Below are 12,132 nucleotides of genomic sequence, written 5' to 3'. Positions count from 1 at the left end.
GTCTTATGCCCGGCAGAGCTACATGGGCGCTTTCGCTTTTCTTTGTTGTGACTTTTGTGTGAAGCGAGTTGTGTCTATATTTTAAAGATGTATTTTAAATGTATCTTTAAAATCATTTCGGGCGTATAGTCAGGTTATAGAAAACAAAAGGAGAGATCGACGATGTTGTCACAAGAAACGATAGCGATTATAAAATCCACTGTACCGGTATTAGAAGTCCACGGAACAAAAATTACGACTGTGTTTTACAAAAATATGTTCGAAGCGCATCCTGAACTTTATAATATTTTTAACCAAGCGAATCAGAAAAAAGGGCGCCAGCAAGCCGCTTTAGCGAATACCGTCTATGCTGCAGCAGTCCACATCGAAAATTTGGAAGCGATCCTTCCCGCGATTGTCCAAATTGCCAACAAGCACGTAAGTTTGGGAATCAAGCCGGAACATTATCCGATTGTTGGAGAATACTTGCTAAAAGCCATCAAGGAAGTATTAGGTGATGCAGCAACTGACGACATCATCAATGCGTGGGCAGAAACTTATGGCATGATTGCAGATGCCTTTATCGGCCTTGAAAAAGACATGTATGCAAAAATGGAATCTCAAGAAAATGGCTGGAGTTTCTTCAAAGACTTCACAATTGTCCGTAAAGAAAAAGAAAGTGAAAATATTACTTCTTTCTACTTAAAACCAGCTGATGGAAAAAATGTACCTTCTTACCAGGCGGGCCAATACATTTCTGTACGTCTAGCCATTCCTGGCGAAGCGTATTTATTTAATCGCCAGTACAGCCTCTCTCAAGCTGTGCAGCAAGATGAATTCCGTATCTCAGTTAAACGCGATGCAGACAATGATCCTAACGGCCGTGTTTCAGTTTATCTTCATGACGAAATGAACGTCGGCGACCGCTTTGAAGTCAGTGCACCTGCAGGCGAATTTGTCCTGGATACTGAGAAAACTACACCTGTAGCATTTATCAGTGGCGGTGTTGGCATCACACCCATGATGAGCATGTTCGAAACAGTCGCTACTTTGACACCGGAACGTCCGACTGCGTTCCTTCACGCTGCGCGGAATGAATCTTTGCATGCTTTTGACAAGGATATCCAGAAATACGTGGCAGCTATGGACAATGCCAGCTACAAAACACTTTATTCCGATAAACCTCAAGGCTATATTACACGGGCTATTTTGGAAGAGTACATTGACGTTACAGGCGACGCCTATGTGTGCGGTCCTGTACCTTTCATGGAAGCCATAATTCAAGAACTGCGGGCACTTGGCATGAAAGAAGAACAAATTCACTTTGAATTTTTCGGTCCCGCCATCGCTCTTCAAACTGCATAATATTTCAAAAAGGACCTGCCGACATGGCAGGTCCTTTTTGATCATTTCTATTTCATTTTGCGCAACAAGTAAAGCAGATATGGTGTACCAATCAATGCGACAACCAATCCACTTGGAATATCCTTCGGTGCAATCAGAATGCGTCCAACAAAATCAGCTGTAACCAGCAGCAGTCCACCGATTAAACCAGATGCCAACAGCAGCGGCAAATGCCTGAATCCGACCAGGCGGCGTGCAATATGTGGTGCCACCAGCCCCACAAATCCAATGGTGCCGACAATCGATACAGCGACCGTTGAGATGGCGACACCCACAATTAGCGCCCAAACGCGCGTGGATCGAATGTTCAATCCCAGCCCTGCCGCCACATCGTCTCCGAAGGTCAGCGTATCCAAGCTGCGTGTGAGGTAAATAGCGGGCCAAATAAAGACGGCTAGTAAGATCAGCGCAAATTGAACATCTTCCCATCCCTTACCGTAAGTGCTTCCCGACAGCCATACCAATGCACTCGCAACTGCCAGCTGTGCTTTCACAATGAAGACTTGCGTCGCTGCGGAACCAAAAGCCGAAATGGCAATCCCCATTAATGCAACCAGCATTGGCTGGAAATTATTTTTCCAAGCCGTGATGAGTATGATGCCAAGTGCTAAAGCCGCCCCTACAGTTGCCCCGAGCGGCATGAACTCGGGCGGAATAGCCGGGAAAATAACCAATAGCAGCATCGCCCCCGCTCCTGCCATGGAAGTCACACCGAGCACACTGGCATCTGCCAGCGGATTTCGGAGCACCCCTTGAAGTATGACACCTGTAATCGCCAGCATAACGCCGACAATAAACGAAGTTAAAACGCGCGGCACGCGGAAATTCCATACGACTGGTTCCATCCAGGCAAATGTCCAGGCAGAACCGTTAAAGCTTAATGCCATGACCGTAATGCCAACGATAATCGCAACCAATATAGGAACAAGCAGCTTTAAGCGAATTGGCTTTGTGGTGCCGCCCATTTGGCGTTCTCCGCGCTTCATCGATTTGGCTGTACGCCAAGCCAGATACAAGAGCCACGGGCCGCCGACCAATGCCGTCATGGCGCCGACCGGTACTTCCTGCCCCGGCTGAATCAATCTGCCCAACACATCCGCACCGACCAAAAAGACGCTTCCCCAAATAAAGGAATGGACAATAATTTGCAGGTGTCCCCGAATGCCCATCATCCGGACAATATGCGGAGCCATCAACCCAATAAATCCAATGGGTCCGACAACACTGACTGTAGCAGCCGCCAAGACAATCGCCACTCCCCAGGCAGCGAGCTTAACCAGGCGGACATTTTGCCCAAGTGAAGACGCAATGTCTTCCCCAAGTGATAAAATATCCATCGGCTTTGCCAATAGCAGCGCACACAGGAACATCAGCAAAATGACCGGTGCAGCAAATATGACGCCTTCCCAGTCTAACTGCACTAAAGTTCCGGATCCCCAAAGGAACAGGCCATTTGTTTGATTTTCAAATAATAATTGCAGCGCCCCGGTAATGGAAGCAAACAGCAGGGAAATAATCATCCCTGTCAAAGCCACACGCACCGGCTCCATTTGTTTGCCTGCAAGGCCGACCACTAATAAAGAAGACAGGATGGCACCTAAAAGAGCCGTAACAAATGGAAAGTCGCCAAACAATCCTGGAAAAAAGATTGCGGACAGAACCACGAAGAAAAAGGCACCCGCATTCAGCCCTAACGTTCCCGGTGAAGCCAATGGATTATTCGTCAAGGTTTGGAGAACAGCACCCGAAACAGCGAGTGCCCCTCCTGCCAAAATGCCAATTGTGAGGCGCGGCAAACGGAACGAAAACACAATATCCTGAATGCGCCCTTCCGTCCAGACGCCTGTCAGCAGCTGTGACACCGTGTAATCTGCCTGCCCCTGCGTCAAGTGAACAATAGATAGGACAATAAGCAGGAAAAAGCCCGCTGTCAAAGAGACAGTGGACTTATTCAGTACGCTTCGGAGCATTAGTCTGTCACCAGTACATCGGTGATTTGGTTCATTAATGTTTCAGCAGACAACGGTCCTCCATACAACCAAGTATCCGCGCCTAAATCATACGTACGTCCTTCTTGGACAAAGGCCAGATTTTCCCAGACCGGATTGCCGCTCAGCTGGTTTTCATAAATGTTGTCTTCATCCGGCACCGTGTAAAGATAATTGGCATCTTCGTACGTAACCAAGCCTTCTACGTTAAAGGTACTGGATCCAAAAACTTCAAATTGGTCTGGTTCGTGGACATTATTTAAACCTATGCGATCCAAAATAATGGAAGCCATCGAATTTGGCGTAAAGACACGAATTTCAGGAGCCTGTGCACCTGAGTAAGCAAGGGTTAAAATAACGTCGTTTGTTTGCAGATCGGCCGCTTCAATTTCAGCCGCCTTTTCCTCATACTGGGCTTCCAGATCCGTTAAAACCTGTTCACCTTCTGAAGTTTTTCCTACAGCTTTTGCAATTTCCAGGAAAGTGGTTTCCATTTCCTGATACAAATCAATGCTTTCATCTTCCGGGTATGGATTAAAAATCACGGTAGGCGCAATCGTTTCCAATTGGTCGATCATTGCATCGTGCCGGAAGCTCACGCCAATAATCAAATCCGGTTCCAAAGCGGCAATGGCTTCAAGGTTAGGTTCCTGGCGGCCGCCAACATCAACAACCGTTTCATCCAATTGCGGCTCGATGTTCACATAGTCCCCATATTCTGCAATATCAGCCATTCCAGCTGGCTGTACACCAACCGCTAATAAATCTTCTGCGTAAGTCCATTCCAAAACGACTACCTTTTGGGCCGGAGCATCTAATGTCACTTCACCATTAGTTCCTTGGATCGTTACTGCCTCAGCTTCTTCTGCGGGTGCCGCAGGTTCATCTTCTTCGGCTGATGAGCATGCCGCTAGAACCAGCACGAGCATTGCTGCAATCAATAATAATAACCGTTGCTTCATAATTGATATCCCCCAAGTGTTTGATAATGATTCTCAATAAGTCTTATTTTAGTGCTATCTGTCACATTTGTAAAGCTTTTTCTATTTTCCTTAGTGAAAATTGTTCTCATTTAATAAGAATTTATGCTATAGTTACGATAATGAAAATCCTATCAATTAGATTACTGCGAAAGATATGGAGGAGTTATGTAATGACAATAGCCGTCAAAACCAACGACTTGTCAATTGGATATACCGACAACTTACTTTTTGAAAATTTGAATTTATCGATTCCGCGCGGCGAAATATCGGTATTTGTTGGCAGCAATGGCTGTGGCAAATCGACACTTCTTCGCTCGATTGCGCGTTTACTGAAACCTCAAGAAGGTTCTATATTATTAGAAGGCAAAGAAGTTCATAACATGTCTTCACGCGAAGTAGCAAAAAAAATGGGCATTCTGCCACAATCACCGGTATCACCAGAAGGTTTGACTGTACACGACCTCGTCAAGCAGGGGCGCTATCCACACCAATCTTGGCTGAAACGCTGGACTGAAGAAGATACCGAAAAAGTTGAAGCTGCCATGAAGGCAACACGCGTCGATCAATTTCGTGACAAGCCGGTCGATGAATTATCGGGCGGACAACGCCAGCGTGCCTGGATTGCCATGACTCTCGCACAGGATACTGAGATCATTTTGTTGGATGAGCCAACTACTTATTTGGACATGACACACCAAATCGAAATATTGGATTTGCTGTTTGAGCTGAATGAAACGCAAGGGCGCACGATCATCATGGTTCTACACGACTTGAACTTGGCTTCCCGTTATGCACACAACATTATTGCCATCAAAGACGGAGAAGTATTCGGACAAGGCACTCCGGAAAATGTCATCAATTGCGATTTGGTTCGTTCTGTTTTCGGTATGGAATGCCAAGTTTCCAAAGATCCGTTATTTGGTACGCCGCACTGTGTTCCGTTTGGCAGAGGCCGGTGCATCGTACCGGAAATCAAACAAGCATTAAGCAGCGCACAATAATGGAAAAGCTGGAACTTTTTCAAGTCCAACTTCAAAAAAATCCACATGGGTTTATGACATTGTCGGAAAGCATGGAAAGCCGTTCTCAAGAACTGATTTCGAAAATTCGCAACGAATCTGGAGCACTTACTGAAACCGTCGCTTCGTCCATCTTCATGAGGCGCTTCGGTTTTTTCATTTCTGCACAGCTTTACTTATTGGCGAACGGGAAAATGTGGGCGGGTCCACTGAGCGAGATCTACTTGACAGAAGCTGAGTATGGAATCGCTTTTGAAATGGATGAAAAATGGCTCAGGCTGCGCCAGGAAGGCGATTTGGAAATGGTTTTAAAAGACTACGCCTTTCCCGTTGTGGAAACATTCCGGAAGATCGGACCCATCTCCAAACTGAACCTTTGGGAAAATATTTGGGGGTATGTTATCTGGATGTATGGTATGGAGAGCTCGTCACAGGCCGAACAAGATGTTCAAGCTTTGCTGACGGATTCTTTTTGGCAGCCCCAAATGCGCAAATCGCATTTTAAACAATTTTTAGGCGGCCACAGCTTGGCGGAGTCAAAAGCTGAATACAAACGCGTGACCTGCTGCCTATATAAGGAATTGCCAAAAACAGATAAATGCCCATATTGTCCTTTGCGAAAATAAACGCCCTGCATCCAGCAAGGCGTTTTTATTTTAACCAATTTATCTATGATTATTCTAGAAATTCCAGCCGGTTGCCAAATGGGTCGAAGACAAAAAAGCGTTTGACTCCCGGAATGCTGCTATCTTCCTTCCACTCCACTCCATTTTGAGACAATTGTTCTTTCAAGTCTTCATAACCGGATACTTGAAATGCTGGATGTGCTTTTTTTGCTGGTGAAAACGGCTCTTCTACACCCACATGCAATTGCTGTCCGCCGAACACAAACCAAGCGCCTCCCCTTCCTTTTAACGCTTCCGGTTTTTCGATTTCCTGCATGCCGAGAATTTCTGCATAAAACTTTATTGCGGCCTCTTCTTTTCCTGCTGGTGCTGCAACTTGCACGTGATCAATATGTAAAATTGAAAATCCCATGTTTTCACTCCTTTCTTTTTAGTGTACCGACATTCTTACCAAAAGAATATACGAACGTTTTTAAGCTTTTCCATAAGTTTTTCCAATCACTTTACAAACACGTTTGATTTCCCGTAGCATATTAAACAAAGAGGTGACTGCATGACTTTCCCACAACAAGCGAAATACTTTCTGAACAGCCAATCTGTCGCAACGGATCGCATTCCGCAACATCCGCTCAGCCAAGACATGCCCACCATGATTGAAGAATTAAAAGAGTGGTGCGGGAGTGACAATGCGGGAGTGGCGGTATCGTACTTTTTTCGTCAATATGCCCTATACGTTACTGCCCAGTTTAATATGATCCACCAACATGGCGGCTATTTTTCAGTTCATTGGAGCGAGCTCCGATTTGATTGTGTTCATAATTATGGATTGCCTCTTCTAGAGACACATATAAAGTCGTCCGCCTTTAAAACTGTCGAGCCAAGTGAACGGTTCCACGCTTTTCATGAAATCCTTCATGAGCAAGTAGACGAACTGCTGAATGAATTTAAAAAATACATAAAAGTATCCCCCATTACCTGCTGGGAGAATGTACTCGGCTCTGTCTTATGGTTTTATGCTGGAATGGAAACCCGGCATCCACGAGTGGCTGCCGAAGACTTGGAGTGGCTTCTTGAGTCGAAAAACTGGAAGCCGGTCAAAACTTCTTATCTCGCCAAGCTGCTCGGCAATACTCCTCTTGATCAGGCTGTCTCGAAGCCGTTAAGAAAAACGTGCTGCTTGTACAAAGAGATGCCTCTTTTTGCAACCTGCACCTTTTGTCCAAAGCCCAATTAAAACACCTCAGCAAAGACGCTGAGGTGTTTGTTTATACTTCGAATACTGCGTGCAGGATTTTCCCTGGATCGTTGTTGATTAGGTTTTTGTATACGCAGCTTGTTGGTTTCTTATGAAGAGCATTAGAGAAAGATTTGGCATGCTCGGCTTCACCCACAACATGGATTTCCTCCCATTTGCGCTCTTTTTTTAACTTTTCGATTTTGCTTCCCATGTCTTTATAGAAACGCTCGAGATTTTCTTTTAACCTGTGGTCTAATTCATCAACCGGGCTTCCCCCGCCGCTTCCGCCGATAACTGGGCTGTTTCCGCCTGCACTACCACCAGAAGATCCAGCTGAAATACGCCCTGAACTGCGTACACCCTTCTGCTCTGTCCATACTTCCAGTCCAGCATCGAACTCGTAAAAGAATTCTTCGTTGATAATCCCCATGGATGTATCAATCACACGGATGCCTTTAAAACTCGGCAAAACAACACCGGCATAAGGATACGCTTTATACATATAGCGCAGTTCTTCTAGAACAGGCTTAGTTTCCCAATGAAAACTTGTCTTAACCGGGATTTGTACATAGTGCACTGACCACAGATCCTTATGTGGAGATGCAAAAATAATGACACCCTTTTGAAGGTCATTTTGGTTATCCAAAATCTCTTTTTCCACTTTTTTTCTTAATACCTTGTAAGTATTCATTTCCTTCTCATCGTTAGACGCATTTAAATATTCGTCTAATCGTTTAAGACCATTCTTCAAATGAATTTTCCATGCTCCGTTCTGAGCATTTAAATCGGTTGGATTCGTATTCAAATAAACACTTAACACGCAACGGTCTGGACATTCAAAACTTTTCAATTCCTGGATTTCGTCGTATAAGGTCATTCAATCATCCTCCTTGTATTCCGTCCTTGTTATCTGATTACCCACCTGGATTTTATTTAAACGAATCTTCTGAATGATTATCAACCGACGTTTAGAATTTTTAGTTGGTGGTAAATAGAGAGTACGGTAAAAAATTTGAAGGAGCGTGTTACAGGATGGAAAACATCAACAAACAAGTTGAAGATAAATTAAAGAATACAGATGATAAGAAAAAAGAGCAGATTTTAGCAGATTTTTCGGTTTTCATTAACTACTTGGGCGACAAAGTAGAAATCGGTGAAAAAATGGGCCTAAGCGAAGAACGCATTGCTCAGTTGGCTGAAAAAGTAGCGGGCTACTTAGCGAAAAAAGAAGATCCAAAAAACAGCGAAGAGTACTTATTGCAGCGCTTATGGCAGGTTGGCGATAAAGAACAGCAACATATGCTGGCACACATGCTGGTGAAATTAGCCAAAGACCAAAACTAATAATACACGAAAGGCCTTCCTCAATAGGAAGGCCTTTTTTCGTATAGATGAAACATGAACAAGTAGACAAAGCCGCTTGCCAGTGCGAACAGCCCCAACAAGCCAAACGTCCAAGCAAACCCAAACCACGCCGTCATCGGAATCGAAATCGGCGCAATCATTCGCCCAATTGTATAGCGCAAACTCGCAGCCGCAAAATATTGGCCGCGCATGTCTTCAGGAGCCAGTTTGGAAATGAAGTTCTGCTGCAGTCCCACAACCATCAACTCGCCAAAGGTGAAAATCGCCATTGCGACAACGAAAATCCAAAACCATGAAGTTACAGGGAATAGCCACATAGCGACTGCATAAAATGCTGCAGAAGCGAAGAACACCCATTTTTCCGGAAACTTGGTCATCCAGCGAGTAATAACAACGGTCAGCAACGCTACGAACAAGCCATTTTCGGCTAACAGGATGCCAAAAGAAGTTTCCCCTGTAACCGTCCATTCACGGTCAAAAAGAGTCGCAATTGTTTGCGTATCAATTGTTTCCTTCAAATAGATTGGAATCAGTAAATCCAATTGCATAAAAGTCTGTGCGCCCAAAATTCCGGCAATAATAAACAATAAGAACAAGCGATCTTTAAAAATCAATCCGTATTCTTTAAACTGCTTGGATACCGCTCCTATCCAACCGGTTGCTTCCTGTGTCTGCCACTTGTCGAGCATCACCTGAGACAAGGTTTCTTTTGTCAACAGCCTTAAAACCATGCCCAGCAGCATTGAGATCACTGTCACAACCAGCAGCAGTTCGAAACGATAGGAAAAGAACAGGATGGCGCCGAAAAGCGGACCTACTACAACAGCAATATTCAAAGTCGTGTAAAAAATAGCAAATACATCGCTGCGGTATTTTTCCGGCACAACGTCCGCAATCATCGCCTGACTCGCTGGCCAATACAGAGACCCACACATTCCAGCAAGCGTAAACGCAACAAACCCAAGTTCAGGAGACTGCAGCCATGGAGAGTTGGCAAAGGCGAACAGCAAAAACGAAAAGCCTTGCGCGACAGAAGCGAAGACCATCATACGCCTACGTCCAAAACGGTCCGCACAGTAGCCTCCCACCAAGTTTGAAGCCACAGAAAACACTTGAGAAATAACCAGCAACAGCCCTGCTGTTCCTTTGCCAAACTCTTCCGCAAAATAAATCGCTAAAAACGGGAATACCATCCAATAACTTGTATTCATAAAAAACTCGCCGACCAGGCGAACTTTCAAACTTCGATCCCAATCTTTGATTTTCATTCCCATTTCCTCGCGTTCCTCTTTATGTCACCTTTGCATGTTACACAGGCGTTACTCGATAATCTCCAACAATCTATAGCTCAAACAAATATCAATCATCAAGTCTTTCCGTTCTTTTGCGAATTGAATGGAAATCCGCTCTTTGTCCCGTTCGACGATTTTTCCAGCCCCAAAAACCCGATGGCGGACTTGAACTCCTTCATGCAGCGAATCTTCCGAATCAATGGCATTCGGGTTGTCCGGCACTTTTACTTTTATTGGGGTTTTTGCCGCAACACGCTGCGGTTGGGCTTGCCGTTTTTGGGGAACAATCAAGTCGCGCACCTCATCTACAAAGCGGGATTCACTGTCGTAGCTGATTAGCTCCAAATGATTTTTCGCTCGTGTCATTCCTACATAGAACAAACGCCGAGCTTCTTCCAACGTATCCGGCGTCTCTGCATCTTCTTCCGTTGGAATGACGCCTTCCACTAAATCGATCATGTACACGCGGTCAAATTCCAGGCCTTTGGAGCTGTGGAAAGTCGATAAGGTCAACATGTCATCAGTTTTTTCTACTTTCGCTTGCTGTGTCACCTGTTCCAGCTGTTTCAGCCGCTTTGCAAAAGCCGTCATGGATTCCAGCGGTTCTGCAATTTGTTCTAAGGTTGTTAAGATTTGCGCCAAATAGGTCATTTTCATTCCGAATTTTTCGGCACGGCTTGCAAGCATTTGATCATAGCCCATTTCTCCGCGTATGGTGCGAATCACTTTCAGCGGTTTCATGCCATTCAATGCCTGGAACCATTTTTGCTGTTCAGCCAAAATTTTCAGTTGGTAATCTTTTAAGGTGATCGTTACATTGATTTCATCAAAAGCAGGTTTGTCTGTCGGCTTCATCCGGCTCAACATTTTCAGTTGGCTGCCGGACCAATAAGCATTGGTTTTGGAAGCGACTTTCGCATAAATATCGACGCGCTCGGGCTTTAAGCTGAAACGCATAAAGTTCAACATGTCTTCCACAATCCAGTGGGAGAAAAAGCGGTTGTCTGAGTCTTTCACGTAAAAAGGAATGCCCAATCGTTCGAGTTCACTCATCAGCAATGTTGAAGATGAATTGTTTCGGTACAAAATGGCTACGTTTCCGTACTCAGTCAGTTCTTTCAGTTCTTTTAAAACGTATTTGAATTGTGCGTCTTCCGAGCTTAAACGCTTTAAAACAATCGGATCGCCTTCTGGCTTCTTAGTGAACATGTTTTTGTCGTGGCGTTTTTTATTGGTTTTGATAAATTGATTGGCGGTATCCACTATGTTCTGAGAAGAGCGGTAATTGCGTTCCATTTTCATAATGTATGCATCGGGATATACTGTTCTGAACTTTAATAAATACGTGGGTTCAGCAGCTCTCCATGTATAAATCGACTGATCGTCATCGGCGACGACGCAAAGATTTTGATGGCGAGCCACTAGTTTTTCCACGATGGCATGCTGAATCAAGGACGTATCCTGGCTTTCATCTGTCATGACATAATCCCAACGCCCCTGGTACTTCGCCAAGAGACTTTTGTCTTTCTCCAAGGCCTCGTAAGCCAGTGACAGCATATCATCAAAGTCTACTAACCTAACGTCATAGTTTTCTTTAAACGCTTCATAGGTTTTTAGAATTTCAATGGCACCTGGAAATGGTTCTTTCAGCTTTGCCCAGTGTTTTCGCGGCAACATTTTGTTTTTGACAAAGCTGATGAACGAAGTCAATTCTTCCAACTGGTCATCGGTGATCGGTTCGTCATTTTCAGTTTGGTACATTTCTCGAAGCAACTTCCTCTTGTGGAGACCGTTTGTTTCGCTGCCTTCGATCATAATGTAGCGCGAGCCTGAAAAGTAATCGCGGGTAATTTGAAAAGCCAAACTGTGGATGGTCGAAAAATCAATTGGCTGCAGGGAAGGGAAAAAGCGTTTGTAGCGCTCGAGCATATCGGTAGCGGATGCTTTACTGAAGGTGATGGCTTTAATCCGCTGCGGCGATACGCCCTTTTCTTCAATTAAGTACCCAATGCGCATAATCATGGTGGTTGTTTTGCCGGATCCCGGGCATGCCAATAGCAGGAGAGGACCTTCTGTACGCTCTACCGCTTTTCGCTGTATTTTATTTAATTGAACTCCAAGTTCCTGCTTTTTTCGTTCAAAGAATTGGCTCATGATGAGGGGCTCCTTCGTTTTTCAATAACCCTATATTAACACAAAAACGAACCCGTTTTAATGGGTTCGTTTCGTTTAAATTGAT

General features: G+C 44.7%; 11 protein-coding genes. 5 read left to right on the top strand and 6 right to left on the bottom strand.

Features of this window, described 5'->3' with window-relative positions; translation table 11 throughout:
* Window positions 1-162: 162 nt before the first annotated feature.
* Window positions 163-1,344, top strand: coding sequence for an NO-inducible flavohemoprotein (hmpA, locus tag AC4EG4_RS17805; protein WP_490988574.1), 1,182 nt, complete (start codon window positions 163-165; stop codon window positions 1,342-1,344).
* A gap of 47 nt (window positions 1,345-1,391) precedes the next feature.
* Here the strand turns inward: hmpA and AC4EG4_RS17800 are convergent, their stop codons facing one another.
* Together AC4EG4_RS17800 and AC4EG4_RS17795 are read right to left on the bottom strand one after the other, a co-directional pair.
* Window positions 1,392-3,353 carry an iron ABC transporter permease gene (locus AC4EG4_RS17800; RefSeq protein WP_490977268.1) on the bottom strand — a complete coding sequence of 654 codons (1,962 nt, stop codon included), beginning with the start codon at window positions 3,351-3,353 and terminating at the stop codon, window positions 1,392-1,394.
* Complete coding sequence (locus AC4EG4_RS17795) at window positions 3,353-4,333, bottom strand: ABC transporter substrate-binding protein (protein WP_490988573.1); 981 nt, start codon at window positions 4,331-4,333, stop codon at window positions 3,353-3,355. Before AC4EG4_RS17795 ends, AC4EG4_RS17800 begins: the two co-directional genes overlap by 1 nt.
* A gap of 191 nt (window positions 4,334-4,524) precedes the next feature.
* Between AC4EG4_RS17795 and AC4EG4_RS17790 the strand changes: the two genes are divergently transcribed.
* Together AC4EG4_RS17790 and AC4EG4_RS17785 are read left to right on the top strand one after the other, a co-directional pair.
* On the top strand, window positions 4,525-5,355 hold the full coding sequence (locus tag AC4EG4_RS17790; RefSeq protein ID WP_490977266.1) for an ABC transporter ATP-binding protein: 831 nt from the start codon (window positions 4,525-4,527) through the stop codon (window positions 5,353-5,355).
* On the top strand, window positions 5,355-5,999 hold the full coding sequence (locus tag AC4EG4_RS17785) for a hypothetical protein (protein WP_490988572.1): 645 nt from the start codon (window positions 5,355-5,357) through the stop codon (window positions 5,997-5,999). Before AC4EG4_RS17790 ends, AC4EG4_RS17785 begins: the two co-directional genes overlap by 1 nt.
* A gap of 49 nt (window positions 6,000-6,048) precedes the next feature.
* Here the strand turns inward: AC4EG4_RS17785 and AC4EG4_RS17780 are convergent, their stop codons facing one another.
* On the bottom strand, window positions 6,049-6,411 hold the full coding sequence (locus AC4EG4_RS17780; RefSeq protein ID WP_490988571.1) for a VOC family protein: 363 nt from the start codon (window positions 6,409-6,411) through the stop codon (window positions 6,049-6,051).
* A 141-nt stretch (window positions 6,412-6,552) separates the two neighbouring features.
* Between AC4EG4_RS17780 and AC4EG4_RS17775 the strand changes: the two genes are divergently transcribed.
* Entirely contained in the window at window positions 6,553-7,233 is a 681-nt protein-coding gene (locus AC4EG4_RS17775; RefSeq protein WP_490988570.1) for a hypothetical protein, read from the top strand.
* Window positions 7,234-7,264: 31 nt separating this feature from the next.
* On the opposite strand, the gene AC4EG4_RS17770 is transcribed toward AC4EG4_RS17775, so the two are convergent.
* The gene (locus AC4EG4_RS17770) at window positions 7,265-8,113 is read right to left on the bottom strand and encodes a VLRF1 family aeRF1-type release factor (RefSeq protein ID WP_490977262.1); all 849 of its coding nucleotides are present in this window, start codon (window positions 8,111-8,113) and stop codon (window positions 7,265-7,267) included.
* Between the two features lie 155 nt (window positions 8,114-8,268).
* Here AC4EG4_RS17770 and AC4EG4_RS17765 point away from each other — a divergent pair, with 155 nt between their 5' ends.
* The gene (locus AC4EG4_RS17765; protein ID WP_490977261.1) at window positions 8,269-8,580 is read left to right on the top strand and encodes a DUF3243 domain-containing protein; all 312 of its coding nucleotides are present in this window, start codon (window positions 8,269-8,271) and stop codon (window positions 8,578-8,580) included.
* A 20-nt stretch (window positions 8,581-8,600) separates the two neighbouring features.
* Here the strand turns inward: AC4EG4_RS17765 and AC4EG4_RS17760 are convergent, their stop codons facing one another.
* Together AC4EG4_RS17760 and AC4EG4_RS17755 are read right to left on the bottom strand one after the other, a co-directional pair.
* Window positions 8,601-9,869, bottom strand: a complete 1,269-nt coding sequence (locus tag AC4EG4_RS17760; protein WP_490988569.1) for an MDR family MFS transporter — start codon at window positions 9,867-9,869, stop codon at window positions 8,601-8,603.
* 51 nt (window positions 9,870-9,920) lie between these two features.
* Entirely contained in the window at window positions 9,921-12,047 is a 2,127-nt protein-coding gene (locus AC4EG4_RS17755) for an ATP-dependent helicase (protein ID WP_490988568.1), read from the bottom strand.
* Window positions 12,048-12,132: the final 85 nt, after the last annotated feature.

This window comes from Planococcus sp. TJ-201 (genome assembly GCF_058268495.1).
Note: the sequence above shows the minus strand (reverse complement) of the source record. Positions and strands in the feature narration are given on the sequence as shown.

What these genes read in the sequence shown, in the direction of transcription:
- AC4EG4_RS17770 (WP_490977262.1), bottom strand. Translation starts at nt 8,113, where the DNA reads ATGACCTTATACGACGAAATCCAGGAATTGAAAAGTTTTGAATGTCCA.
- AC4EG4_RS17795 (WP_490988573.1), bottom strand. Translation starts at nt 4,333, where the DNA reads ATGAAGCAACGGTTATTATTATTGATTGCAGCAATGCTCGTGCTGGTT.
- AC4EG4_RS17760 (WP_490988569.1), bottom strand. Translation starts at nt 9,869, where the DNA reads ATGAAAATCAAAGATTGGGATCGAAGTTTGAAAGTTCGCCTGGTCGGC.
- hmpA (WP_490988574.1), top strand. Translation starts at nt 163, where the DNA reads ATGTTGTCACAAGAAACGATAGCGATTATAAAATCCACTGTACCGGTA.
- AC4EG4_RS17780 (WP_490988571.1), bottom strand. Translation starts at nt 6,411, where the DNA reads ATGGGATTTTCAATTTTACATATTGATCACGTGCAAGTTGCAGCACCA.
- AC4EG4_RS17755 (WP_490988568.1), bottom strand. Translation starts at nt 12,047, where the DNA reads ATGAGCCAATTCTTTGAACGAAAAAAGCAGGAACTTGGAGTTCAATTA.
- AC4EG4_RS17790 (WP_490977266.1), top strand. Translation starts at nt 4,525, where the DNA reads ATGACAATAGCCGTCAAAACCAACGACTTGTCAATTGGATATACCGAC.
- AC4EG4_RS17765 (WP_490977261.1), top strand. Translation starts at nt 8,269, where the DNA reads ATGGAAAACATCAACAAACAAGTTGAAGATAAATTAAAGAATACAGAT.
- AC4EG4_RS17785 (WP_490988572.1), top strand. Translation starts at nt 5,355, where the DNA reads ATGGAAAAGCTGGAACTTTTTCAAGTCCAACTTCAAAAAAATCCACAT.
- AC4EG4_RS17800 (WP_490977268.1), bottom strand. Translation starts at nt 3,353, where the DNA reads ATGCTCCGAAGCGTACTGAATAAGTCCACTGTCTCTTTGACAGCGGGC.
- AC4EG4_RS17775 (WP_490988570.1), top strand. Translation starts at nt 6,553, where the DNA reads ATGACTTTCCCACAACAAGCGAAATACTTTCTGAACAGCCAATCTGTC.